Annotated in this window: 19 protein-coding genes and 5 pseudogenes; 10 read left to right on the top strand and 14 right to left on the bottom strand. The window is 52.7% G+C overall.

The features are described 5' to 3' along the window. Positions 1-315 precede the first annotated feature (315 nt). Positions 316-582: a YebG family protein gene (locus D8U82_RS00360; protein WP_130901468.1), complete on the top strand. Its 267-nt coding sequence runs from the start codon at positions 316-318 to the stop codon at positions 580-582. Positions 583-1,179: 597 nt separating this feature from the next. On the opposite strand, the gene D8U82_RS00355 is transcribed toward D8U82_RS00360, so the two are convergent. Next, positions 1,180-1,632 (bottom strand): hypothetical protein, encoded by a 453-nt coding sequence (locus D8U82_RS00355; protein WP_130901467.1) that lies wholly within the window; start codon positions 1,630-1,632, stop codon positions 1,180-1,182. 102 nt (positions 1,633-1,734) lie between these two features. Here D8U82_RS00355 and D8U82_RS00350 point away from each other — a divergent pair, with 102 nt between their 5' ends. From D8U82_RS00350 to D8U82_RS28335, 3 genes and pseudogenes are all read left to right on the top strand, one after another. Next, the gene (locus D8U82_RS00350; RefSeq protein WP_130901466.1) at positions 1,735-2,028 is read left to right on the top strand and encodes a helix-turn-helix domain-containing protein; all 294 of its coding nucleotides are present in this window, start codon (positions 1,735-1,737) and stop codon (positions 2,026-2,028) included. Between the two features lie 31 nt (positions 2,029-2,059). Next, positions 2,060-2,294: pseudogene (locus tag D8U82_RS28340) on the top strand (sodium-independent anion transporter); the annotation flags it as partial. A gap of 401 nt (positions 2,295-2,695) precedes the next feature. Next, positions 2,696-4,158: pseudogene (locus D8U82_RS28335) on the top strand (sensor domain-containing diguanylate cyclase). Positions 4,159-4,476: 318 nt separating this feature from the next. On the opposite strand, the pseudogene D8U82_RS00340 reads toward D8U82_RS28335, so the two are convergent. The 5 genes and pseudogenes from D8U82_RS00340 to D8U82_RS00320 all read right to left on the bottom strand — a co-directional run. Then, positions 4,477-4,797, bottom strand: a pseudogene (locus D8U82_RS00340) (transposase); the annotation flags it as partial. Between the two features lie 46 nt (positions 4,798-4,843). Then, positions 4,844-5,308, bottom strand: a complete 465-nt coding sequence (locus tag D8U82_RS00335) for a Mov34/MPN/PAD-1 family protein (protein WP_130901465.1) — start codon at positions 5,306-5,308, stop codon at positions 4,844-4,846. Next, positions 5,301-7,079, bottom strand: a complete 1,779-nt coding sequence (locus tag D8U82_RS00330) for an E2/UBC family protein (protein WP_130901464.1) — start codon at positions 7,077-7,079, stop codon at positions 5,301-5,303. Before D8U82_RS00330 ends, D8U82_RS00335 begins: the two co-directional genes overlap by 8 nt. Positions 7,080-7,085: 6 nt before the next feature. Next, entirely contained in the window at positions 7,086-8,378 is a 1,293-nt protein-coding gene (locus tag D8U82_RS00325) for a cyclic GMP-AMP synthase DncV-like nucleotidyltransferase (protein WP_130901463.1), read from the bottom strand. Beyond that, positions 8,375-9,445: a CBASS cGAMP-activated phospholipase gene (locus D8U82_RS00320; protein ID WP_241668024.1), complete on the bottom strand. Its 1,071-nt coding sequence runs from the start codon at positions 9,443-9,445 to the stop codon at positions 8,375-8,377. The genes D8U82_RS00325 and D8U82_RS00320 overlap by 4 nt, the downstream gene beginning before the upstream one ends. A 2,079-nt stretch (positions 9,446-11,524) precedes the next feature. On the opposite strand from D8U82_RS00320, the gene D8U82_RS00305 reads away from it, so the two are divergent. Together D8U82_RS00305 and D8U82_RS00300 are read left to right on the top strand one after the other, a co-directional pair. Next, positions 11,525-12,958 (top strand): catalase, encoded by a 1,434-nt coding sequence (locus tag D8U82_RS00305; RefSeq protein ID WP_130901459.1) that lies wholly within the window; start codon positions 11,525-11,527, stop codon positions 12,956-12,958. A gap of 57 nt (positions 12,959-13,015) precedes the next feature. After that, a pseudogene (locus D8U82_RS00300) lies at positions 13,016-13,920 on the top strand (HAMP domain-containing sensor histidine kinase); the annotation flags it as partial. 49 nt (positions 13,921-13,969) lie between these two features. Here D8U82_RS00300 and D8U82_RS00295 read toward each other — a convergent pair. Beyond that, positions 13,970-14,785 (bottom strand): helix-turn-helix transcriptional regulator, encoded by an 816-nt coding sequence (locus tag D8U82_RS00295; RefSeq protein WP_130901458.1) that lies wholly within the window; start codon positions 14,783-14,785, stop codon positions 13,970-13,972. Between the two features lie 139 nt (positions 14,786-14,924). Between D8U82_RS00295 and D8U82_RS00290 the strand changes: the two genes are divergently transcribed. Next, entirely contained in the window at positions 14,925-16,151 is a 1,227-nt protein-coding gene (locus tag D8U82_RS00290; protein WP_130901457.1) for an MFS transporter, read from the top strand. 94 nt (positions 16,152-16,245) lie between these two features. Here the strand turns inward: D8U82_RS00290 and D8U82_RS00285 are convergent, their stop codons facing one another. Next, positions 16,246-16,509 carry a DUF2790 domain-containing protein gene (locus D8U82_RS00285; protein ID WP_130901456.1) on the bottom strand — a complete coding sequence of 88 codons (264 nt, stop codon included), beginning with the start codon at positions 16,507-16,509 and terminating at the stop codon, positions 16,246-16,248. Between the two features lie 549 nt (positions 16,510-17,058). Next, a complete protein-coding gene (locus D8U82_RS00280) occupies positions 17,059-17,655 on the bottom strand; it encodes a hypothetical protein (RefSeq protein WP_130901455.1) in 597 nt (198 codons plus the stop codon). 501 nt (positions 17,656-18,156) lie between these two features. Between D8U82_RS00280 and D8U82_RS00275 the strand changes: the two genes are divergently transcribed. Further along, positions 18,157-18,546, top strand: a complete 390-nt coding sequence (locus tag D8U82_RS00275) for a hypothetical protein (RefSeq protein WP_130901454.1) — start codon at positions 18,157-18,159, stop codon at positions 18,544-18,546. Positions 18,547-18,588: 42 nt separating this feature from the next. Next, positions 18,589-19,005: an organic hydroperoxide resistance protein gene (locus D8U82_RS00270; RefSeq protein WP_130901453.1), complete on the top strand. Its 417-nt coding sequence runs from the start codon at positions 18,589-18,591 to the stop codon at positions 19,003-19,005. Positions 19,006-19,007: 2 nt separating this feature from the next. On the opposite strand, the gene D8U82_RS00265 is transcribed toward D8U82_RS00270, so the two are convergent. From D8U82_RS00265 to D8U82_RS00255, 3 genes are all read right to left on the bottom strand, one after another. Beyond that, positions 19,008-19,367, bottom strand: coding sequence for an aldehyde dehydrogenase family protein (locus tag D8U82_RS00265; protein WP_241668023.1), 360 nt, complete (start codon positions 19,365-19,367; stop codon positions 19,008-19,010). A gap of 91 nt (positions 19,368-19,458) precedes the next feature. After that, entirely contained in the window at positions 19,459-20,208 is a 750-nt protein-coding gene (locus tag D8U82_RS00260) for a creatininase family protein (RefSeq protein ID WP_130901470.1), read from the bottom strand. A gap of 50 nt (positions 20,209-20,258) precedes the next feature. Beyond that, positions 20,259-21,584, bottom strand: coding sequence for an MFS transporter (locus D8U82_RS00255; RefSeq protein ID WP_130901452.1), 1,326 nt, complete (start codon positions 21,582-21,584; stop codon positions 20,259-20,261). Between the two features lie 131 nt (positions 21,585-21,715). Here D8U82_RS00255 and D8U82_RS00250 point away from each other — a divergent pair, with 131 nt between their 5' ends. Continuing rightward, positions 21,716-22,645, top strand: a complete 930-nt coding sequence (locus D8U82_RS00250; protein ID WP_130901451.1) for a LysR family transcriptional regulator — start codon at positions 21,716-21,718, stop codon at positions 22,643-22,645. Here the strand turns inward: D8U82_RS00250 and D8U82_RS00245 are convergent. Beyond that, positions 22,636-22,962 carry an antibiotic biosynthesis monooxygenase gene (locus D8U82_RS00245; protein ID WP_177434093.1) on the bottom strand — a complete coding sequence of 109 codons (327 nt, stop codon included), beginning with the start codon at positions 22,960-22,962 and terminating at the stop codon, positions 22,636-22,638. The two genes, D8U82_RS00250 and D8U82_RS00245, sit on opposite strands and share 10 nt — an antisense overlap. A 200-nt stretch (positions 22,963-23,162) precedes the next feature. Beyond that, positions 23,163-23,912, bottom strand: a pseudogene (locus D8U82_RS00240) (3-oxoacyl-ACP reductase family protein). Positions 23,913-23,928: the final 16 nt, after the last annotated feature.

Raw genomic sequence — 23,928 nt, 5'->3', positions numbered from 1 at the left:
ATGGCCGTCGAAGTGGTATACCGCAGCAGCCGAGATCTGGAGCGCTTGTTCATGGTTTTGTGTATCGCGTAGGTGACTAGTTAGAGCTTGTTGCTGGAGGACGATGGAAGTTTTCTGAGGAAAAACAGTGGCCTAGATGCCACGCAATTCCGGTCAGTGCCAGAAACGATGCTATTTCATGCCTAGATATTTTTGCCCAAGCCTGCCTAGTTAGCTCATTGATCTCAGAATCAGTAAGTTGCTTTACCTATTGGCCATAGAGCGCAGAGCGCTTGGGCTAACCCTTTCAACACTGAATATGAGGATGAGGTCAAAATGGCTGTTGAAACCCTTTACCGCAGTACCCGCGATTTGGAGACTACATTCGTGGATCGAAAATCCGCCGACGCGCACGATCAGATGCTTGAACTGGCAGAGCTTTTAACAGAGGCTTTGCTCAAGAACGTCTCAGGCCTTTCAGAAAAGCACGCTGAAGACGCAAGCATCTACATGGCAAAGAATCGCGCAGTATTCGCTGCAGCTTTCAAAAATAGCGCTTCGGCGCTGAATGAGTTGTTGATTAATGGAGATAGGCACCTTTGAGGCATTTTTTGGGTTCAGGCAGCGGAAATAAATGGTGCAGTTCAGCATCGAGCCGGTGCTTCGATTTTACCCATTGCACATGTATTCGGGCGTTGGCTACATACAATCAGCCAAGGGCCTACCCCTGCTGTTCGCCAGCTTCAGTATGACTCGATTGAGCGATGGGGCCAGAAGCACTAGTAAGCTATTTTCCAATATTGGTAAAGCCCTCAACCTTGCCCTCGGTTTGCGCCTGATGAGGTCGAAAAACCTTCGGCGTAAAACCATAGCGCTCGGCCAGGCTCAACGTTATCGAAGAACAGCTTTCACGCCTCCCGCCGAAGAGGCGCAAGGCTTTTACAATTCCGAAACACAATGCGTCGGAATTTCACGACGAGAGAAAACGACATAGCTGGCCTGGCTCCAGCCCAACGTTGCAACCAATTCCATAAATGGATCACGGCCACGCCGGATTGCCGACACGTTGATAAACTCGAAAACCTCAACGCAATACTCTGGAGGCGTGACGTCGCCAGAACGTCAACTCGACTTGTTTAAATTCACGACCAGAGTGCGTTGCATATGTGGGAATCTGGGTGCGGCCAGCCCCCTGCTCGCCTAGCGTTGCTTGAACTTACCCAGATGAATGCCAGCATCGAATATTTTTTCGAAATGAGCGCAGTGAGAGGAGCCAGGTTCACCAATTGAATACATCTTCCCACTGTCGACCAAGTGGGTGACACAGGATGGAAAACCCTTTTCACTACGGAACATCACCACTTCCAAGAGGGGCTCCAGCTTCCAGCCGCCACTTTCGTTGTAGCCATCGGGGGTCGCGATGTAAGCGGCTTCCAACCATACGAACTCCGTGCGCGCGAGCACAGCGTCTGCCAACTCTGCCGCCGTTGGCAGCATCAACATCGTGCGCATCTCTTCACTGCCGAAATCTTGCACGACCTGGAGGTAATACCAAGGCCACAGCACTTCGTGCTCGACGTGGGTCCAAAACTGAACTCCATCCGTTCCTCTGGGTGCAGGAAACACTGCGGACTGCTCAGTTGTCTTAAACACACGGCCACCTAAATGTGAATGTATATCAGATAGCACCCAATATACTTGGTGGTCTTATGTTACCCGTTATCGCTTGATCTTGCCATTTTGTAGGGCTACAAAATGGACATACGGCACTCCTTTGGACAAGCGCTAAAGCTCGCTCGCAAAAGCAAGGGTTTGATCCAAGAAGATTTTTCGGTGGTCAGCAGTACAAACTTCATCAGCCTGCTAGAAAACGGTAAAACTAGCCCCACGTTGCAAAAACTCGAGTCAATCAGTTCAACTCTAGGCACCCACCCACTGGCCTTGCTGGCTTTGGCTTATGCGCTCGACAGCGGCTCGTCCACAGACGTAGACCTGTTGCTTAACCGGGTGCATGAAGAAGTCCAAAACTTCCTCAGAAGTCAGGTCTGAAACCTTGGTTGCTGCCTCGACGTGATCCTGTGCCCATCGTACGAACGACGTGAATGGCCAAGTGTTCGTTGGTTCGGTAGACAGATTCGCCAACGCTTTTGATCTCAAGGAGCAACTGGACACCTTGGACAACGTTGAACTAGGCTTCCGGCGAAGGCATCCATGTAGATGTGATTGGGATGAATCGGGCGACCTCAACGCTGGCGGATCGCTTCGGTATACATGTCAAACCGGACGGTATTGACACGCTGGTGAAGCATCAATAGCGATCGCGGGTCACAATTTCCTACCCCGCCTGCTTCCCTATATACAGATCAATCGGAGGCTGTTGGTCTGTGGCAAGCGGTCAATGATGTTTATCGGACGCTTAATAATGGCGCGCAATCGGAGAAATCTGAATTCTCAAACTTTCACACTGTCATCACTAGACACGTAGCGCTAAGCAGGGATTTTCAGGAGCTCAAACGTGCTGACATACCGAATGCTGGCCCACGTTTCCAATCCTGAATTCAGGATGAGCAACCAAAGGGCAAAGCCATTTATGACTTGCAGGAGTTCCGTAAATGCATGGCCGCGTTCGTCTTAGGGACATTCCTATGACGTTACGAAGAAACGGTTTGTGAAGGCCGCTCGAGCCAGATCTACCTTTAGGCTCACTGTGGCCTTCATGTCAGTGGTTGGCTCGGCATTTCTTACAGTCGAAGGTTGGAGAACATGGCGCGACTATCGCTCAGCTTTCGCGTCAGCCCGTGACTCGGTCACCAACCTGGCTCGTGCAACTGCCCAGCACGCAGAGGATGCTATTCGCCAAGTCGACATTTTGACCGCAGCACTACGTGAACAGATCGAAGGCGACGGGATACGAGGCATCAACGTCCCTCGAATTCATAATCTGCTGGTTCAGCAATCAAATTTAATGCCACAGCTTCATGGACTGTTTATATACGGCCCTGATGATCAATGGATTGTGACAGATAAAGAGATCACCTTCGAAACTGCCAATAACGCTGACCGCAATTATCAAATATCATCGCTCGCACAGGAGTCGTGATGTTCGCATAGGAGAAGTAGTAAGAAGTAAATCAACAGGCGATTTGATTACCCCCATATCTCGCCGGTTGAATAATCCGGACGGTTCCTTCGCTGGCGTCATGCTAGGAACGTTAAAAGTAAGTTATTCCGTGGGCTATTACGGTGACTTCAGAATCGACGACAAAGGCGCTCTAGTATTAGCCTTGCGCACAGGAACGATTCTAGTTCGGCGTCCTTTTATCCCATCTGTGTGGGTAAGAGTCTTGCGAATAGTGAGATTTTAGGCTCCTCCTTCCTTCCGCCAACGAGGGAATCGTGGAAATCAAAGCCGTCATTGACGACACGGAACGTTTATATATTTATCGGGCGCTCAGCACCTATCCCCTCGTAGTAGAAGCGGGGCTATCTGTTGAATCCATTATCGCCCCCTGGCGCCGTGGCCTGATAAGAACGGGCATCGTGCTTTTCTCATTGATCGGCGTGCTCGCTGTCTTCGCTATCATGGTTCTAAGCCAGCTTCGTCAAAGAATGTTAGGTAAGAGAGAATTGCGATACGCGCACAGGGCAATGCGAGATATGGCGATGCACGATAGTCTCACTGGACTAGCAAATGACGTCGATTGGACAGTGCATTAAACGACGAAATACGACTCGCTAGCGCCAAGGGACGTTGCTATCTTTGATACTGCTGGATGTTGATTACTTCAAGCGCTACAACGATCGAAACGGGCACGCGGCCGGCGACAACTGTCTCAGCGCTGTCGGGGCAACGATTGCCCAAGCGGTAAAGAGACCTGGAGATCTAGCCGCTAGATATGGAGGAGAAGAATTTGCCGTACTTCTACCCAATACTGACCAAGTAGGCGCGGTGCTCGTCGCGGAGGTATATTGGGAGCAATTCGAGCATTGAGAATTGAGCATTCCAACCATCCGCTAGGACACGTCACCGCCAGCGCGGGTATCGCTGTTTGTCAGCCTGTTGAAGTGAACATTACCCCCACCGACCTCATTAACGCTGCTGACGAAATGCTCTATGTGGCCAAAGAAAATGGCAGAAATCGGTATTGCACCGCAGCCAATGATCATAATTCACGTTAAATAAAGTAATCCTTCAGACAATCCATTCCTGCATCGCCTCCTTTGAGTCACGAACCTGAACCTTTCGAAGTTGGCTGCCTGCTCGATTTAAAATTTCTTCCCCTTGTTTCGCTCAAATTGTGTACGCAAAAGCTCGGGCACCAGAAGCTTGATGATTCCTTCCCTAACCATATGCCAATGGACGTCAGATTGGCAGCTCTGCTTCTTGCTCGATATAGGTAGCCAGACGCACGTGTCGAGCATTACTAAATGCATTGAAGCTCCCTTTGAATTTGCTGATCGCTAGACTCGGCCGTGACAATCAACGGATAATGGCTAGTATACATACTGGTTATGCCCATTGAGCCGCGCAGACTGGATCAAACCCATGATCGCCGCCGCACGTTACCGTTACGTAACGAGCCAGCGAACGGCCAGTTTGAGCGCGCAAGAGCCCAAGGCCGGATTTGTTTCTCGCACCAGTTGTTATCGTTCGGCACAGCACCATCAGCGCTATCCAGCGCTTGAGTCTGCCTTGTAGCCAGCGAAGTCATCGCAGACCAGCTTCCCGTTCCATTGGCCGAGGAAATTTCGAACATGTTCGCCAGCATGGCTCGGGCTGAAGTCGTAAACGACCGCCGCCAGATCGGAGAACTGACTTCGCCGCCACTGGCCCTTTCCGAGAACTTATAGTAGGGAGCCTCCATTAAGCCTCAAAAAGAGGAGTAAGTGTTCGAGCGTCCTTTTTGGCTGCCCAGATTTCCTTACGACCTACTATCAATAAAACCATTTTTTCATGGCCGCCAATAAGATGCCGCTGCCATGAGCCTAAATCTGTAGATGATGGAGAGGGGGAGTCCTCCGGGTGGGTATGCCATTCTCCGAGATATTGAAGCATCCCTGACGAACTGATGAAGGCTTCATCTACCGCAATCTGATGATGCGGCCCTCTTCTGTCCACAAAGCATCGGCGCCTGATATCGCCAGGTCCAGGCTCGGATATCTCATGCACCACCATGTGCGGTCCTCGACGCTCTCCGATGAGTACACCGGCAGCTTCGGTGCTAAACCAACCTAACTGGCGGTAGGCCTGCATTTTTCTTAGAGGAGCGGGCATGATCACAAGCAACCCACCATGTTCATCTGTAAATGTAAGCTCAGTATCAATCATGGCAAATGGGACAGTTGCGTTGTCGAGGTAAGAGTCGAGCTTGCTTGGAACGACTGCCGTCCAGCATGTGCTCGCTGTACGTCCAACTAAGGTATGGCTCCAAAATTGAAAGTACAGCTTCCTGCATCATCGCCGCAGAGATAACGCTGACCGCCGCGTCATAGGGTGTGAAGGTATTTCCGCAACTGACGAAGCGTTCCTTGTCCGCATTGATTTTGCTGAACCGCAGGTCCAAGCCATTTTTGTAAAAGGCTGGATCGGTAACCATACACCCATAGCAGCAACTACCATCGTCAATCATCACTTTCGATGAGCGACCGTTGCCGTCGTTGAATCCGTGAACAATCTTGGGACGCTTGTCGATCGGTATTGTGCGAACTACGTGAGCCAAGCGTTTAGCGACTGGAGGCCGGCCAGTCGCATCAATGACGATGTCGTACTGTTTCAGCAACTCAGGGGTAATTGAAAAGTGAGAGGGTTTTCCCTCTACCTTACAATTCAAATGTGTAGAGGATTTGAGCGTTGCAGCTAAAGCTTTTGCTTTGTTCTGCCCAAAATCCACGGTTGAGAGTGGATGGCGTCCAAAGTTTTGAGGGCCGAATGAGTCGTCGTCGTAGAGATCAAATCGAGCGTTTCCGCAACCTGCGCCTGACCGAAGCAGCAACCCACATAGATACCCACCTATGGTTCCACAGCCTAGGAGCGCAATGCGTTTAGTACTCAAGTCGCCGGTCGCTGATCGACGGCGGTTGCGGCCCAAAATCGTCTTTCTGTCTGCTCTGGTTACCCCAAGTCGAGAGAATTTTTGAACTGAGCGCTTGGCGGAAAGACATGTGATCAGCGTCTTCGATTTGACTACACGCCCCGTATTCTTCTTCCGGTTGTTTTTCTGGGGATAGGTATTCAATCCCGTAGCAGCGATATCGAGTTCAACAAAGAGCCCTACTAAGTCCTGGTGACGAACATCGAAAAGAAGCACATGGCGTTTCACCGGATTATGCACAAAGTGATCCAGAAGGCGGCTACGAGCACTCAGATCTACCTCGGTAAGCCACTGCAGTAGTTCCCGGAGATTTTCTGGCGGCCATTCCACACCAGCTAGGCGGGAAGGGTTGATTGCAAAATAGCTGGTGAGAATCGTCCTCCCTTCTTGCTTCGTAAGGCGTCTTTGCCGTAGCCACTCATTGAATTCGCTTTCGTCCTCTTTCTCATAGGCAACCCACTCCTCACCTGAGGTCTTTCCTGGGTTTGCTAATCCACTCTCATTGAGAGTCACATAACATTGCATTTCTAATTTTTCTGATGCATCTGAGAGAAGATATAGCTTCTTCTTGGGCAGCCAATAGGATGAGAACTCGCCCTCCATTTCCCGGTCATCGGGTAAACCTTGATCCGCTGAGGTGACTGCGGCATCTAGTGTTGTTTGGATTTGACAATCGACCTGCAGATACAGCTCCTGAAGATTATTCGCATCCCAGTCAGCTTCCATCTCTCGGGCATAGCACAGGTACCACCCAAGATTGACATGTGGCAGCAATCGACTCTTGTACTGGTCAGGCTTTTTGAGAATGTACGCATTAGGTAAAGTGATATAGGGATCTATAGGGAGGCTCAAAGCAACGCTGAATTCGCCCCCCATAGTTCCATAAGATTTGACGTAAAAGCCTTTGGCGGGGTTGAGGAGACGCAGAGGCGTGCCTTCGGGGATTTGCTGGGCCTTGGTGTATTGATACCCGCATCCCAGCAATACCTGATGAAGTTCACTAAGCATCTAGTGTTAACCGCTCGCCATCGTGGTGCTGATGGTCGTAGCTTGAGCGCCACGTGTAGGCTCATTGGCAAACGCAGGGGCAGACTTTTCACTTACGATAAGGTCGCTTTGGAGTACCCGCTGGCCAAACGCACGATTGATGGATTCGAGAGCGAGCTCTTTTGATGAGCACTGCTGAGCATCAATCAAAATACCGTATAGCTCAGAGAGTCTCGCCATGATTTCCAACTCACGCTCCCCGTGCTCGATTCGCGGCGGAAAGAGCGGTTTTTCGTCAGTGTGGTCTGGGCTTTCCACCCCATTTGAGAACTCGTCAGGGAGGTACTTTGCGAGCATTCTCATCGTAGCCCCAAGATCATTTTTATCGTGTGCAATACGATCGAGAATACTGACGGTAGCGGCCATTAGCGAAATGGACGAAGGACCACCACCCTTTTCCCATTGAACATCTCGCCACGCCTTCATAAAGCGGCAAATACTGCGCAGGTGAGGACCAATACGTCGACAGCTATCGTTGAACCAGTCTTCGACAATTTTGGGATCGCTCTTCATCCACTTTTGATCGCCTTCGCGCAACGCCAGGTTCACGCAGTCCTCATCAAGCTCATAGTCGGCACTCTCTAATGAAAGAGATCCATTTATCGAGTCAAAGACTGTACTACGACTTTTCGCCAGGGCTGCTTCCTTGAGCAAAAACTGGTCTTTTGGAATTGCATACATAGGGACATCAATGTGTGTGTACTCTGCGGGAATTTTGATTCGAGCACAGGTTCGCTTGGCCTCAAACTGCCAGCCTTCGTTTTCATGCACCAACGACTTCAGGGATGAGTCCACAAGAAGCAGGAGCAGTTGGTGCCCAATGATGGGGCGATCTTCAAAGATGGCCATTGGGAGATACGTGCCATCATCTATGTCCATTTCCTGAGGCGGAGTGGCGTACGGGTAATTTAGTGTATCGTACTGAAAACTCCCCTGCGTCCAGAAGCGCGGTGTAAGAGCCAGGAAGGCTTTCCGAGCTTCATCATCCATGTCTCTGAGAAGCTTTGCCGCCTCAGCCTGAGCTTGCGGGCTAAGATATTTCAACCGAGTGTTCGCAACTCGAGCTGTAATACTTTCAAGAGAGATGTCCGTGCTGAATGTTTTAACGACCTCTTTCGCTTCGTTGAAAACATCTTTTGTGCGGTTTCGGACTAGGTCACGCAACCCTTTAAGCTTCGCGACACGAGGCTCTGCTAATCTCAACTTACCAATGAGCCCGTCAGTGCTGTCGTTGTAGTAGCGGTGGAAATTCCAGCTCATAGCTTTTGCTCCTGCTGAACGGGGCCAGGTAAAGTAAAGGGCGGTGCCTGTTGTTTGAAGAAAGCTTGCAATAAAGGGTTTTTGGTGAACTCGTTCGTAGCCAGCTGTTTTCCCCGGCTAGCGAGGTTACGCAAGCTACTTTCACTGGCGTTATCCAGAGTGATGTCGGATGCTGCCTCGTTAGGAACGATATCGTCCAGGTAGACGTAATTTTCTGATGCGTTATGGGTTCTGAGCTCCCGCTCCAACATTGCTTTATGAAGCTGCTGATTCGCAGTCATGGTAGTCAGCACCAACCGCTCACCAATGCCCCACAATCCGAGATAGCCGTTGTTGCGTTTTGACTCCAGCGCGGCTGGACTGACCGTATACTCCTCACCTAAAGTGCCGATATTCAATATCTTGACATCGGCAACTGTGGCATCCGGAAAGTCGCTGGTCATGTCCCGGAAAACTTCATGTAGTCCGATGAAGCTTGGATTGTTTGCAACCAAGCCTCCATCAGCGAAGTACGCATCTAAGTCCACGCAATGATGAGGCGCAAAATAGGTAGGTGCAGCCGATGTCGCCATTGCTGCATCTATCAGCTTGAGGCGACCGTCACGATTGAACGCCGGATTATGGGGAGTTTTGAAAAACTGCGGTTTGCCGGTGGAGAGGTTCACAGCAGGAATCATGACACGACGTGTCAAGTCACCAAATGTGGCTTCGGCTCCAATCATGCTTACGACGGCGTCATAGAGTGGTTCGCTGCTGTATCGTGCACTAAAAGCAGCCTTCAATTTTTTCCGCCAAGAGCTTATGCGCGGAAAGATTGAGGGGGCTTGGACACGGAAGACCGCCTCTAGCTCCCTTGCACTTTTTCCGGATGCGAGCCCTAACGCCAGAATTCCACCAATTGAGGTGCCAGTAATCAGGTCGAAGTACTCTCCTGCTTTTACGTTCGACTGTCCGGTCTGTTGTTCAATGATTCGCTCAATCTCAGCGAGCACATTGATGGTAAACAGACCTCTAGCCCCTCCACCATTTAGGCTAAGAATTTTGATGCTACCGCTATGTGCCGCCATGGAACGCTCCATCGTAGTGGCCTTATAATGCTAAAATGACGTCGTTTCTGTAGATTTCAAGAGGCCAGCATAAAGTTATTTTTTTGAGATGACGCTACGAGGCGGCTGGGCAGTGTCCGCTCGATTGGGACAACTCTAGGTCTGAGTTCCGGAAAAGTGTCAATCTACTACGATTTTTTGCGGCGTTAAGGTCGAACCAGCGCGTATCCCCCGTCAAACCAAATGCTGCTCGTGGCGGAAAATGTCAATCCTCCCCCCGAAGTTCGCCGTTTCGTGCTGTAGAAGCATTGTTTCGATAGCCTTTGGTTTCGGGGGAGGGGGACCTGTCAAACCTTATCATGCCATGGTACTGGCGAGCCTTACCGATAACTTCATCTTCTGTCTCCTTACGCTAGCGGGCCTATGAGTGGCCGGAGTCACCGTATCGCGTGGAGCGGCACGCCGTTATTGGTAGACACCCAAGCGAGCGCGGTCGAGATAGTCCTTCACAACTTTGAAACCCACTGAGGTATCGAGTATCTCGAATGGAACAATCCCTGACAGGTGCTTACACGACCGTCCAAGCCAATTCTCAGCGAGCGTTTGAGAACCGAAGACGGTCACTGCTAGCTCAAGCCCCTGTGCGTATTGGAGCGCTACAGCGCTCTGCCGGGGACTCAATCGGACTTTGTTGTGGGGTTTACTCAGCCGTTGGATGGTCCGAGCGGACTTTCCTATTATCCGCTCCAGGAGCTTGTGAGCTTTGAATAGACTCGATGAGCGGACCATAGCCTCAACATCGCTAAGGGCGAAACCAGCCTGGACAAGGCGCAGGATGTCAAGATGACTTAAGCCTCCTTTCTCAGCATGGGTCAACTGAAACGTCGGCGATTGAGTAGCGGCCCCTGTTTGAGGTCTAAAGAATGAAGAACTCATTGGACTGACCTCCCATGGGTCTGGATGCCAGATTATATCCGTCTCGCATTGTAGTGATCAGCCGCTTCGAAAGGTGAGTTAATCCACCTAGGATCGCTGGATCGCTCAAGAACTAGTCCACTTCCAAACACCGAAACAACTCCGGCAGCACTTGCGCAGCGATGCCTATTAACATGTTCTTCATATCGCCCCAGACTCACATCCGCAAGGTTTACGTGGTCACCGTGGCTATCACTCTGATGGCCATCACGGGCAGGTCCGCTGCCGGCCCCACTAAGGGGACAGATTGGTGCCTCAGTGTCCATCTTATCGTAACTATCCAATGCGGTTCGTCCCAGGCGACTAACTATTTCTGAGCCGCTGCAACGCTGCCCGTCGAGCAATTCTGCCTGGCGCTATTTGGATGACTGAGCGCACAGCCGTCTGGTGTAACCGCTCTGCCCCGCATCCGAAACCAAGCCCGATACCATCGTGTAATCGTCCCGCTTTGAATGCTCTGTTCTGATTACTCCTGACTGTGATCCAGACCTAAGTGCCAAGGACACTGCGAAAAATGCCCGTGCGTTCGAAGATCAGGAGACACAGATGGGGGGCGGGAAGAGCGTTGTATACCGTCAGGATTAACACAAAAGGGTCTTGCGACGGTGGTTACTCTCAAAGTGATGACGGCTGCTTAAACATCAGGCACTCGCTTCCGGGATTCGATAACAGCGGGACGAATTCGGAACAGCTTTCCCGATCTAATTGGTCGACCTGTTTCGACGCGGCGCTGGGCCTGGGAGCACTGAAGCAGAAGTTGTCACTACCGGTTGACGTCTCTATCGATGCCGAGGTCGACATTCGCCTCAATCGAGAAGCGTACTTTCTAAGTGATCGGTTGGCCGTCCGCTTGCCGACACTGGGCCGCGAGGTTGCGCACGAACTGATCTACATCGCCCACTAGACATGCTCTGCCTCCAAACCCGTCCGTGGCAATGTCGAGGTTCAGCTCAGTCTCCGCTGAGCTCAGTGCTAATCACTTTCCCCACTTGCGATACGTGCAACGAACGTTAGAAGCGCGGAATTAGTAACCATGGCGGCCGCCACGTCTGGTGTCGTGCGCTTTCATTGACCAGCACATTTGATGCAGGCTTTTCACCAACCATAAAAGTAAGGGGTACGATTATGAAAAAATTGACGACAGCAGCCGGCGCACCGGTGGGCGATAACAACAACTCTCAAACAGCTGGTCCTAGAGGGCCTGTGTTATTGCAAGACGTTTGGCTACTAGAGAAGTTGGCACACTTTGACCGTGAAGTTATTCCTGAACGCCGCATGCACGCGAAGGGATCAGGCGCATTCGGGACTTTCACGGTTACTCACGACATTACCCGCTACACAAGAGCAGACTTATTTTCTAGCATTGGTAAGACCACGGATGTATTCGTCCGATTTTCTACCGTGGCCGGCGAACGCGGAGCCGCCGACGCCGAGCGTGACATTCGCGGGTTTGCCATCAAATTCTATACCAGCCAAGGCAACTGGGATCTGGTGGGCAATAACACACCGGTGTTTTTTCTGCGAGATCCGTTGAAGTTTCCAGACCTCAATCACGCAGTCAAACGCGATCCACGTACAAATATGCGCAGTGCCAGAAACAACTGGGATTTCTGGACACTGTTGCCCGAGGCGTTGCATCAAGTCACGATCGTCATGAGCGACCGCGGACTACCGCACTCTTATCGTCACATGCACGGATTCGGCAGCCATACGTTTAGTTTTATTAGTCCGGCGAATGAACGTTTTTGGGTGAAGTTCACCTGGAAAACCCAACAAGGCATCAAAAACTTGACTGATGAGCAAGCCTGCGAACTGGTCGGCGATGATCGCGAAAGCGCTCAGCGGGATTTGTACACCAGCATTGAGGAGGGTCGCTTCCCCCAATGGAAACTATACGTTCAAATAATGCCAGAAGCGGAGGCTGGGTCATATCCGATCAACCCTTTTGATTTGACCAAGGTCTGGCCGCATAGAGATCATCCTCTGATCGAAGTCGGTGTCCTTGAGCTCAACCGCAACCCGGACAACTATTTTGTCGACGTCGAACAAGCCGCCTTCAATCCTGCGAACGTCGTGCCTGGCATCAGCTTCTCACCAGACAAAATGCTTCAGGCTCGATTGTTTTCCTATGGCGATGCGCAACGCTATCGTGTGGGCGTCAATCATCATCAAATTCCGGTAAATGCCCCCCGATGCCCAGTCAACAATTATCACCGGGACGGACAAATGCGTACCGACGCAAACGTCGGAAGCACCATCGGATATGAGCCCAACAGCCATGAAAAATGGGTAGAGCAACCCGATTTCCGCGAGCCGCCTCTATCATTGCAAGGAAGTGCCGGGCACTGGAACCACAGAGAAGACGACGACTATTTTTCTCAACCCGGCGCCCTATTTCGGCTGATGGACTCAGCCCAGAAACAAGCGCTGTTTACCAACACTGCGCGATCAATCCGTGGGGCTAGCGCACAGGCGAAGCAGCGCCACATCAATCACTGCACACAAGCTGATCCGGAATACGGATCAGGCGTGGCCCAGGCAATTGAGCTACTAGGTTGATTGAAACGCTATCTGCAAGAGCAAATAGGAGCTTCGCTCCGTTTGCTCTCGCCCTCTCGGCCCGAAATATCCCCGCTATCTTCATGGCTACCGTTGCTGTTAATCGTACAACTAATGCAACTATTCGGCTGTACGCGGTTAGAAGTAAGAACTGCAATACGTCTCCTGACTCGTCTATCAAAATGCAGTCGATACGCTTGATCCGAACGGGGGAGGAACTCATCTTGCAGGCCCGATAGAAGTGGCCTATGCAGCAGTTGCCTTTAATACCCTGCGGGAGCGCATCGCGACTCACATAAAAGAGCGCATGCAACTATTGGCTGCCATTTCTCACGATTTGCAGACCTCCATCACGCGTATGAAACTGCGCGCCGAGCTCATGGAAGACTCCGTAGAGAAGGACAAACTCTGTAAGGACCTGAGCGAGATGCAGCATCTGGTAGGAAGGGGTGGCATACGCGCGCAGCATGGATGGTTCAACTGAGACCAGCCGCCGGCTCGATCTGCATTCGTTCCTCGACAGCTTGAAATTCGATTATCTGGATACTGGAAAAAGCGTGGATCTAAACGTGGAAATCGGCACCGTTATCGATACACGGCCGCCTGCACTGCGATGAGTGCTTGTGAACCTCGAGGACAATCCGCTGAAGTTTAGCACAGAGGTCCAAATCACCGTTGAACCCCAAGCGAACAAGAGCTTAGTGATCCAGATCTTGGATCGTGGTCCAGGAATTGCCGAGGACAAATTGCCAGAAGTGATTAAACCGTTCTATCGCGTGGAAAACTCGCGCAAGCGTGACACGGGCGGTACAGGGCTGGGCCTGGCAATTTCTCAACAACTAACGCTAAAACTTCAAGGTACTTTAGTACTGTACAACCGAGAAGGTGGCGGACTGTGCGCTCAACTGATACTACCCAGTAGCTCGTCTGATTCTTCGAGGAGGAACAGCACCATCGGATAAGGCGGTGCCATTCATTTACTGCGCCAGCCCACTGGCTGCATCGACTATTTTATTCACGAATCAGAAACGCCCGCGGGGACTCTCCCATCGCCCGACGAAACATTGCGCTAAACGCACTTGCGCTAACATAGCCCAGATCCCGGGCAATCAACCCGATTGACTCGCCCTTCTCGAGCCGGTTCAAGGCGCAGGCCAATCGCACCTGTTGCACCCATTGGCGGAAAGTCAGGCCTGTTTCCTTGAGAAACAGGCGGATCAACGTGCGCGAACTGGTACCGACTTTATCTGCCCAATAATCTACGTTGCGTGCGTGTCCTGGCGTGTCGAGAATAGCGTTGCACACCACCAACAGCCGGCGGTCTACCGGCCACGGAATCTGAAGCGGCAATGTTCGTGCACACTCCAGCTCACTAAGAATCAGAGCTACGACGTGACTATTGCGGCCCTCGAGTAAATATTCGATGGGTTCACTGGCCAGCACCAGTATCAGTTCGCGTAATAGCAGAGAAACGTCCACGACTCGGCAGCTGTCTCCGTAACTGGCGGCGACGTCGGCTTCTATGTAGATGGAACGCATCTTGACCGGGCTGAGCATCAATTGATCATGTTCTTCTCCGGCGGGTATCCACAGAGCTCGTTTAGGCGGGAGAAACCACAGACCACCAACGGTCGCAACACGCATGACACCGCTGATGGCATACAACAACTGGCCATGGCGATGTGTATGCGGGGGATTGTATTCCCCGGCCATCTGGTTGCGAGCCAACGCCGTCACCATCCGCGGTACGTCCTGATAGTCCAGGTAATCCACACTGCGTCCGTCCAAATCTTCGGCTTCGCTGACAATCCGTATTTTTCGCTTCATCAATCACACTCACCAATTGGGTTGCAATGCCGAAGCCTCTGACATTGTCACTTTGAAGACATAAGCTGGCACCTGCCGATTCTTTTGTAGCGCTACGATCGCCCTTGATCACATTTCAGACATTAAGGGTACGTAGAGAATGGGCCCCACCAACACCTCTCCTAATGCAGCCGATAAACATAGTGTGCCTGCAGTCATCGGCTTATTGGTTCTTTCCATTGCATTACGTCCTGCAATTGTTTCCATCGGTCCCATCTTGCTGCTGATTCAAGACCAATATGGTTTGACTTTTACCCAGGCGGCGTTGCTGACCTCAATTCCAGATGTATGCATGGGCGTCTTCGCCTTACTGGCACCAAATCTTAGTCGGCGCTTTGGTACCGACCGTTGCGTGATTGCAGCGTTGGTTTTGCTTGGCGCTGCTTGCTTGGTGCGGGCAATATCTCCGGATGCCCTTTTTCTATTGTTCAGTACATTTCTGGTCAGTATCGGAATTGCAATCGCTGGTGCTCTCATCGGCGGTTGGATAAAAGCTTACTTTCCACTTCGGCCAGCATTTTTCATGGGGATCTATGCCGCTGGCCTTAGCATAGGAGCGACTCTTTCTGCGGTATTCACTGCGCCCATTGCTGAGTTCGCTCAAAGCTGGCGTGTGGGTGCAGGAATCTGGAGCTTACTGTGTGTCACAGCTGTAATAAGTTGGTTGTGGATGGTCCGACGGTTCGCAGCTTCCGAACCGAAGGTCAATACCGTTATTAACCGATCGGCCGTGACCAGGATGCCTTGGAGCAATCCTCAAGCGTGGCTCGTAGCGCTTTATTTCGGCTCGAGTCAATTCGTCGTCTATGCCCTCTTCGCCTGGTTAGCGCCTGCATCTACCGAAACCGCTCTAACGACCCTGCCCGCCGGTGTGTTACTTGGGGTATTTACAGCGGCATTTGCAATCGCAAGTGTCGGTGCTGGCCTGATCCCTGGAAGGGCCCATGACCGTCGTGGTCTTTTGGGAGTCAGCACCGTACTTGCACTCATTGGTACGGCGGGCATGGCGTATGCTTCAGAAACTTCGCCGATTCTTTACGTATTGCTTGTGGCAACCGGTCTAGGTATGTCCTTCACAGTTGGAATGACGTTGCCACTGGACAATTCCAAAACGCCTGCAGAAGCCGGGGCTTGGACCGTCTTCATGCTTTTCATAGGCTACCTGATTGCAGCATTGGGCCCCGTCTGCTTCGGCGCGCTGCGTGACTATACTGGAAGCTACGAGCTTGCTTATGACATGCTGTTTGCGGTACTTCTTTTTATGCTGTGCCTGACGCCAATTCTGAAGCCGGCATCCCAAACGGAATTACGGGTGCCGGCGACGTGACATCGCAACGGTTTAATGTCGACGCGTACAGATGAGCCTCAAAAAGAGATCGGATGTGTTGAAGGCCTACTAAGGGACATCTGGCAGATGTGCATCATTTATCCTGGCCGCATCCTTGACCGGCGGTAAGATAATCCAGCACCTTCGACTTGCCAGCCGAATCTAAATAAGCCAGTCGCGCATTAACTACACCGCAACCGGATGAAAGTTTTTCACTGAGAGAAGTGACTTTGGCAATGTCCAACTGATCGCCGTACATGTAGGCGTGCGAGGATACATTCTCTTGGGCATTTGCGGCGACGGCGCCGAGGCTAAGGATGGCGAGCAATGAAGCGATGTTGAGGTTTTTCCAGTTCATGACGAAATCTCCAGTTATCGAATGAGCGATCCAGCAAAACAGCTTGTGCTGCTGCGATGGCGCCCATTTTCCGCCGCTGAGGTATCCAGTATGTGTCACAACCCCTCCGCAAATTAAACAGTTCGTATCGGCAGGGGCTCAGATACATAAAATTACGATTTCAGCTCATCCAAACACGACTATTAAACGGCATGTTAGACCGTCCTATTGTGTAGTAAATGTGATAAAATATGTGAGTTACTAACAACAAAATTGCGATTACTTAAAAGTGCAAAAAACACATAACTACCTGAGTGCCTTATGCCGTCATGCGAATACTTCGTGGGGGTGCGTTTAGAGGAAATCTACAAGGACGTTTATATTTCCGTAAACAGCTTTAGAGTAGGGAAAAGTCTGAAGGGCAGCATTGCTCAGGCGCAGTGCAGTATCAATATCGCATAGTTACGCCACTACAAGTCCTTACAGCGCCGCTGAGATTGCGCAAACCCCCTTCAACGTCGAAAAATGGGGGCAGGTTTACTTTCTGCCCCCATTACTGGGCTGCAACTGTTAAACCAGTTCAGCTTTCGCTATGTCGATCTTCGCCTTGATAGCTTGCTGCTCCGCTCTGCCTTTTTCCTTAGTCAATTCCTCGACTCTCTTGTCGAGAGAAACTTGCTCTTCGGGAGACATTTTTTCATATTCTTCCTTACTTACGCCCGTCAATTGTTCTCTGAGCTTTTCGGCATCGGATTGGTTCATGTAATCCTTGAATAATTCCGATGCGGTTTTTTCGGATGATGATGGGGATTGGTAAGCACTTGTAGCCAACTCATTAGCTGCTAGCTCATTGCTGTTTGCGGAAAATGTGCCGTCCTGATTGGCAGCCGCTGCAATGGGCAGCAACGCCACGCCCGCACCTTCAGCGCTTTCAGGTGTGGATGATGCCTTCCTCAAGTTAACCATCATTTTCGCAAAAGCTTCATCGAAATTCTTTAAATCATTCGAATCCGTCGAAGTCTTGGGTTGACTAACTCCAGAGACACCAGACTGAAAGGTTTGGCCTTGCAATCCCAAGTTAACAATCGAATCCTTTAATACCATATTCGTGTTAATAGCGGCCTTGCTCCAAGACGCCATGGAGAGGTCGCGGCTTCCAATAATCATGCGTAACTCCTTATATAGGAAAAATATAGCACTGCACTTCAATCGAAGCAAAAAATATGCCATCCCTACACGCATTCGCGTTAAGTCTAAGTTTTGAGCGCTTCCAACCTGCTCTTGTCGCTGAACAGCAACGGCATCAATAAAAATCCTCTTTAACGCGGCAATAATTTGCCGCTGCATCTCGGTTTTTGCCGCCCATCCTTATGACACTTACACAAAAAACCGCGAGTTTGTAGCGTCGCGATGCCTCAACCGCGCGCGATAACAACTGGACGGAACGCATCGACTTTTTTCTTACGAGCGTTAGGATGATAAATGGGCATAGGAGATAAGACACTTACCGGTTGCCCAATCGAAGTGTCTACTATTAAGCGCTAACACCGCATAACTGGTAAGCCTCATCCAGTAACGTCATGCTCACGCCGCAACACTCAATTTTGGCAACCTCCTTATTCCCAGGTTGCCGGATCAGTTAAACCGATGACGTAGAGGGATCCAATCATGGCCGAAGGTTATCGCACGAGTTGCCTGAGTAAAGCTGAGCGGCTCGGGAACGCCGAGTTACACGCGTTAATGGCCGGTGTGCTCAGGCGTGAGAGGCGTGAATCACTACAACTTTTCGCGGCTGTCACTCCGTTACTCATCGCATTCTATGACGGCCAGGTGCAGGCCGGGCGAATCAAGCGTGGCGCGACAGCGGGCCTGGTTCAGGAAGCGTTCAAGACGCTTTACCTGGGACAGCCAGGTTATGACCCAAACTTACCCTTCCGGGCGTGGGTTCTCGAAGTCGCGCGAACCACTCTACAGAGCAATTCGGGTTCAGAACCGGTTTTCGATGCGCTCACAGGTGTGGCGGTGCGCAACCGCCCGCAAGCCATGCAAGTTACGTGATTCGATCTTTTGATATCGCGTTGTCGACGCTAGGAAATATTCATGATCAATATCGAGAAAACCCTCTACACCGGACATACCTACACAACAGGAGGTCGAGAGGGCTGCGGCCGCAGCCATGATGGACGACTTGACCTCAAGCTTTCTCCTCCCGGCGCGCCCGGAACAGGTACCAACCCGGAGCAATTGTTCGCAGTCTGTTGGTCAGCCTGTTTTCTCGGTTCTCTGCGCCATGCCTGTAATGCTCGCAAGATCGCGTTTCCAGTAATGGCCGGTGTCGATGCGCAAGTCGACCTGATCCATGGCGAGCAGGGTTTTACCTTGCAGGCCCGACTGGTCGTTTCTTTGCCTGACATCGAGTCGGACACCGCTTTGCAACTTATCGAAGCGGCAAACCAGAACTGCCCTTATTCAAAAGCCACACGTGCCAACATACCTGTGAACATCACACTCGCATGATTTTAGTTTTTCAATACCTGTGCAGCATTGGCAAATGACTGCGAAGCGTAGCGACTGACCCATTGCGCACGGGCGAACGGCGCACCGTACTCTTCGATGGCGGCATCGCGAATTTCTTCGGTGCTCGCCAGCACGGCTGCCTGCAACTGCTCGAGCATGTCAATACGCTCGGCCTTGGAGGTGCGGTTCATCTCGACTTGAGCGCGCGCAGCCGCGGCAACGGCGCGCTTGGCATCTTCACGATCAACCAAGGTGACCATACCGATGACCGCCTCAATCGCCGGGTTGATGCATTGCATCGTTTCATTTCCCTGAACGGGAACGAATGCTCCATCAATGTAGCTATGGTTGATCTTCCACATCGTGGCGTACCTGATCGATGACGGTTTATCCGTGATGAGCGCCAACGCCATTATCCCAGGCGTTGGCCAAGTCAAGATAAACTCTCGCGCTTCAGCCTGGCATCGGCTCGCGACTGAAGGCGTGCACCTCCTGCACCAGACCCTGTGCTGCCATCATCACCAGTTGCCGGCCTTTTTCCGGTGACGCCTGCGCCGGGTCTGAGCCCATGCGGCCATCCGGGTGCCGGGCACGGAAATCGGCAGCCTCTCGAATCGGCCCCCAATTGGCGATCTGTGGAGAGTAGTCGGCCGATTTGATGGCCCGTGGATAGGCCCACTGGGTCACGGCAATTTCCGACGGCGTTGCATGAATTCCATGCCCTGTCGGGAACTGTTCTTTGGCCAGCTCATTGATACCTTCAAGATCCCACCAATTGCAAAGTTTCAAGGCAAAACCCGCCGGGCGACGAGCGAAACTCGCCTCGGCGTAGATTTCCGAAAATGCTGCTTCGATGGACGCGATGTTGCCGCCATGGCCATTGAGGAAAAAGATTTTTTCAAAGCCGTGAGCAGCCAGCGAGCGAGTCCAGTCACCGATGGCGGCGATGAATGTCGAGGGCCTGAGCGTGATCGTTCCAGGGAAACCAAGATGATGCTGCGCCATGCCAATATTGAAGGTCGGGGCAATCAGTATATCCGCTGACTCCTGCGCCTGATGGGCGATGATTTCGGGGCACATCCAGTCCGTCCCCAACAAACCGGTAGGACCGTGCTGCTCGTTGGAACCGATCGGGATAACGATGGTACGGCTGCGCTCGAGAAATTTTGCGATTTCGGCCCAGGTCGATAGATATAAAAGCATCTGCGTTCTCTTTTTAGAAAGGTCCCTTGCGGAACACGATGGGTGTGAGTTCAAAGCGCCCCACCAACTTGCGGTGCATTCAGGACCCGATCGCGATGGGCCAGCGGTTTGCTCCCGATGATCACGAACGCGGCGCACAGAAACACGCAGCCGACAGCGACGATGCCAGGGTTCATGCTTGCCGTTGATGTCTTTGCCCATCCGATCACTGCCGGGCCCCAAAAACCGCCGCACAGACCGATGGTGTTGATCAGAGCGATACCGCCCGCTGCCGCTTCGCCCTTGATAAGTTCAGAGGGCATCGCCCACAAGACCGTGTACGCCATGAACATCATGGCGATCGCCAGCGTCAGCAGAACCATTGATAGCATCAGGTTCCCATCGGCAACAGGATACAAAAGTATCAGTATTGCCCCGACGCCTGCGGGGACCGCACAGTGGTACCGGCGCTCACCGCAACGGTCGGAGCGGCGCCCGATCCAGTACATACCGGCTGCTGCTGCCACATAGGGAATCGCGGCGCACCAACCCAGCTGCATCATGTCGTGGATGCCTTGCGCTTTCAGGATTGCCGGGAGCCAGAAGCTCATGGCGTAGATTGAAAAAATGATGCAGAAATAGGCGCACGCGAGGATGTAGATCCTGTGATCGCGCAACACCGCTCTGAACGAGTGCGCGCCTCCCGCAGAAGCCCCCAGCTCACGCTGCAGCGTGTGCTTTTCTTCGACACTGAGCCAGCGAGCTTCGGTGGGATGGTTACAAAGGTAGAAATAAGCAAACACACCGAGCAAGACGCAGGGAAAGCCTTCGATCAGGAACATCCATTGCCACCCCGAAAGGCCACTCACGCCCTCGAACGTGGAAATCAGCCACGCCGAAAGCGGACCGCCAATAACGCCGCCCGTGGGGCCTGCGATGAACACGATCGCAATGGCCCGGGCCATTCTTTTGGGACCGTACCAGCACGACAGGTAATAGATCATTCCCGGTGCGAACCCGGCTTCGAAAACACCGAGCAGAAACCGCATGGCGTAGAACGTTGGCACGTCACGCACGAACAGCATGCAGGCCGATGTGATGCCCCATAACACCAGAATGCGACTGAAGGTCTTTCGCGCCCCCACTCGAGGCAGCATCAGGTTGCTGGGCAGCTCAAACAGCACATAACCGAGAAAAAAAACGCCTGCGCCGACACCGTAAGCCGCGTCGGACAGCCCCAGGTCGTTTTGCATCTGCAGTTTGGCAAAGCCGACATTGATTCGATCCAGATAAGCAAATACATAGCAAACGAACAGGAGCGGCAACAGGCGCCAATTGAGCTTGCGGTACAAACTGGCGAGGGCGGCACTGTCTTCGGGCGTCACGATGGTCGACATGCGAGTCTCCGGTTTTTCTTGTTGGTCTGACGGTGGAAAGATGTTGCGCCCATGGGGTAAACAGCAGCAAGAGCAACTATGTTCGTGTACCGTTGCTCTTGGAGCAACGCCGAATCGAAGAGGAAACAGCCTTGCGCGAAATCAATCAGCAACGCTTGCGGTATTTTCATGAGGTGCTGAGCCACGGATCGATCCGGGGCGCAGCGGACAGCATCAATACCTCACCGTCAGTGATCACGCGTCAGATCAAACTGCTGGAAGAAGAGCTGGGCACCCGGTTATTCGAACGCCAGGCCCGTGGTGTCGAGCCCACCGAGGCTGCCATGCACCTGCTGGAATTCTGGCGCGGCTATCGATCGCACCAGGAAAAGCTTGAAGACCAGCTCCAGGCGATCAAGGGTCTACAGTTGGGACACGTGCGAGTCGTCATCAGCGAGGGCTACGTCGATACCCTGGTCGACCACGTGCTTGCGCCGTTCTGCAAACAATATCCCAAGCTCGATGTCCGGCTGGACATCCTGCCGGTTGACGATGTTCTTACCGAGGTCGCAGAAAACCGCGCGCATATCGGCCTGGCCTACAACCCTCCTCCCCACCCGCACATCGATTATCGAGCGACATCCCGGCAACCCGTGATGCTGCTGGTGCGCCCGGACCATTCATTGGCCTTGAAAGGCGCACAGGCATCCGTCGCCGATTTACTCGACTGCCAACTGGTGCTGACACCCGCCACCTTCGGTATCGGGCATGCGCTGAAAATGCTCGAGTACGCCGAGAAGATCGAAATCCGTCCGGCGCTGATCAGCAATTCGCTGGCCGCCCTCAAACGCCTTGTTGCATCCGGTGAGTTTGCTTCGCTGCTGGGCGAGGTCGCGGCCTATCGGGAAATCGCCCAAGGCAGTCTCGCGGCCGTGGCCGTCGACCATCCCCTGTTCCAAGAGGTTGAGGCGAAACTGCTGGTGAAATCCGCACGCCCACTGGCGGCGCCCGCTCAAGAACTGTTGAACTGGATGCTGCAGCGTTTGCCGATGTTCGCTTCAGGCACGCCTGATCAGCCATGAGGCACACGACATTGATCTTCAGCGGGATTGACGATGAAAGTATTGAATTTAATCCGGCTGGCCATGCCAACCCGCAACATCTCCATGAACCCGGCCAGCTGCGGATGATCGAAATGCGCACGCATCTGACTTTCCGATTCCCAGTAACCGCTGACGATCCAGGAATTTTTCGCCCGACGATTGTCGGTGATCGCATATCCCATACAGGCTGAGTGAGTAAGCAGCTCGCGAACAATGTGCGGGAGTTTCGAGCAGACCTCACCTACCCGCCCTGGCGCGGCGTCGATTTCGACGGTATTGATTGCTGAAATTAACATCCTCAACCCTCCTGCATGACCGACCGGAAATGCTGCCGTGTTCACCCTGTTCAGCGGTGTCCTGCTCGAGCCACCCAGGGCGCGACTGTTCGCGGTATTGCGCCTGATACCCGGCATCGCGCCACGGCGCAAACCCGTTGCGTGGCGCTAGCTACAAGTGTCCAACGACTGATCAGGGCAATACCGCAAAACAGCCGGGATCAGGCCAGGTATCCGCCGTCGACCGTCAGGCTCGCGCCGGTGACAAACGAAGCATCGTCACTGGCCAGGTACGCCGCCATTCCAGCGATCTCATCAGCGGTGCCGAGCCGTCCCAGCGGCACCAGTTTGATCACATGATCCAGATAAGGCGCATCGGCCGGATTCATGTCAGTCGCCGTCGGGCCCGGCTGGATGTTGTTGACGGTGATGTCGCGCGCGGCGAAATCCAGGGCCAGACCACGCACCAGACCAACCAGTGCAGCCTTGGTCATCGAGTAGGCGCTGGACCCGGGGAAGCCGGTACGCGCCGCGGCGACACTGCCGATGGTGATGATTCGGTCACCGCGACTCATGACTCTGGAGCACCTGATTCGCCACGTAGGCGGCGCGAACGTTCACCGCGTACATGTTGTCCAGCGACTCGACACTGAATTCGTCGGCTGAGCCGAGCCCGAGAATCCCGGCATTGTTCACCAGGATATTCAGCGCACCGAAATGCTCAATCGTAGTTCCGACGGCACGTTCGATATCCTCTGCGCTCCGGCTGTCGGCTCTGATCGCCAGCGCCTTGCCGCCGTGTGCCTGGATATCGGCAACCAGCGCTGCGGCCTGTGCAGCGGAGGCCGCATAGGTAAAGGCCACGGTGGCACCTCCAGGGCGAGTCGGCGCACAATGGCCGCGCCGATACCGCGCGAACCCCCGGTAATCAACGCGGTCCTGCCGGCCAATCGTTGTAAGTTGCTGTTCATTTTCTGACTTACCACT

Source organism: Pseudomonas sp. Sample_23, from assembly GCF_004307595.1.
Taxonomy (GTDB): domain Bacteria; phylum Pseudomonadota; class Gammaproteobacteria; order Pseudomonadales; family Pseudomonadaceae; genus Aquipseudomonas; species Aquipseudomonas atacamensis.
Note: the sequence above shows the minus strand (reverse complement) of the source record. Positions and strands in the feature narration are given on the sequence as shown.